Annotated in this window: 2 protein-coding genes; both read right to left on the bottom strand. The window is 34.8% G+C overall.

All coding sequences use genetic code 11. From position 1 onward, the window contains the following. Nucleotides 1–216 precede the first annotated feature (216 nt). The gene (locus AC1DG9_RS26625) at nucleotides 217–1,269 is read right to left on the bottom strand and encodes a FecR family protein (RefSeq protein ID WP_172659582.1); all 1,053 of its coding nucleotides are present in this window, start codon (nucleotides 1,267–1,269) and stop codon (nucleotides 217–219) included. A gap of 72 nt (nucleotides 1,270–1,341) precedes the next feature. Continuing rightward, nucleotides 1,342–1,782, bottom strand: a 441-nt coding sequence (locus tag AC1DG9_RS26620; protein ID WP_477635642.1) for a sigma-70 family RNA polymerase sigma factor, incomplete at its 5' end; no start/stop codon positions are given.

Below are 1,782 nucleotides of genomic sequence, written 5' to 3'. Positions count from 1 at the left end.
GGCTATAGATATCCTCATTGCTGTTTTTATTAAAGCAACAAATCGCTTTTTTTTCATAACTTTAGGAGTTTTGTTCGTTAATATGAAACTTTTCGTACAGAATTTTTAACTGGCAATGTCCCGCAACATTGTCAGTTTTTTTTTATCATTTGGTTAGTAAAATTCTCTTTTCTTCATAAGCTGGTTAGGTTTTTAGTTCTGGTTGATTTTTAGGTTTTAATTTTTTTCTTTGATAATTATTTTAGTCTCTTTTACCTGATAGGTTGCCTGAATTGATTCACATAGAAAATCTAACTGACTGTATAAATCTTGTTCAGAGAGGTCGCCCGTAAATGTATAGTTGTACAATTCTTTGTCTTCCACAACAAATTCAATCCCATATGATTTTTGAAGCTGATTTAGGACATCGGCAACACGGCTGTCATTGAAAGAATAGCTCTCTTTTATAGGTTGCTTATTATTTTTTGCTATCGGTAAAGGTTTATCAACAAGTGTGGTTGCAAATGTATTTTCGGAGGCACTATAAACAGTTTTCTGATTTGGGGTAAGTATCACCCCTTTACCTGATTTTAAGAGGTCACCAATTTTAAAGGAAAGGGTCCCGGAGTTTGGAGAAACAATTACTTTTCCTGTTTTAACTGTTACTTCAGTTTCGCTTGCTGTACTATTTGTTTTTACAATAAAGCTGGTTCCTACAACTCTTGTAATTACATTGCTGTTGTATACAAGGAATGGTTTGGATGGGTTTTTACTGATCTCAAAAAAGCCTTCTCCCTCAAGTGTGACTTCACGAACAGTTTTGGAAAAATGTTTAGGGTACTTCAATAAAGATTTTGGTTGCAGGGTAACAGAACTTCCGTCTTCCAAATTTACTACCATGGGCATAGCAGTATTATTTGAAACAGAATTAATATTGTTTGCAATTGAGGCAACCATGAATTCAGGTTTTTTACTGTCAACTCTAAAGAATACATAGGCGGTAATAATTACAAAGCCTGCAATTACGGCAGCAACAGCAGTTATTAAAGTTCTGGATGTTTGGCGCTGAGGTTTAAGTTTACGAACAGGAGTTTCATCTTCTGTGATGGCACTTTCATGTATTCTGTCCCACAGTTTCTGCTCCAATGCATTTATTTGGGTTGGGGCAATATCTTCCATATCATGCTTATCAAGCATTCCATACCATTTTTCGATAATTTCCTTTTCTTCATCTGTACACCTGTTCTGCAGGTATCTTTCCAGTAATAGATGAAATGCTTCTCTGCTCATTTTTATAGCTTTTAAACTATATGTAAGCTAAGTAGCCCTTATCCCTAAAATAATTTTAAAAAAAAATGAAACTTATAGAAACATAATAAAAGCAACCAATAGAAACAGGTACTCTTTAAGGTAAAACCGAATTGATTTAAGCGATTGGGTAATGTGATATTCAACTGCTTTTTCGGATATATGAAGCTGCTCAGATATATCCTTAACCGAGCGGTGTTCAATTCGGCTCATTCTGAACACTTCGGCAGTTTTTTTTGGAAGCAGAGCAATCCCTCTGGCCAGTGCATCAGATAGTTCATTAAGCATCAATAGATAGTCGGTATTGTTTACTACTCCGTAATTCGCAGAAGCCTTTACGTAATTGTGATAGTTTTCCTGAACTAATAATGATTTGTAGTGATTGATTATACAATATTTTAAACTCCCGAAAAGATAAGCCCCTAATGAATTTATTGTTACTGTTTCTCTTCGTCTCCATAGTTCCACAAAGAGATTTTGGGTTAACTCTTCGGC

The sequence above is a fragment of the Pedobacter sp. 05L430 genome (genome assembly GCF_056397585.1).
The sequence above is the reverse complement of the archived record's forward strand: the minus strand, read 5'-3'. Positions and strand labels throughout refer to the sequence as shown.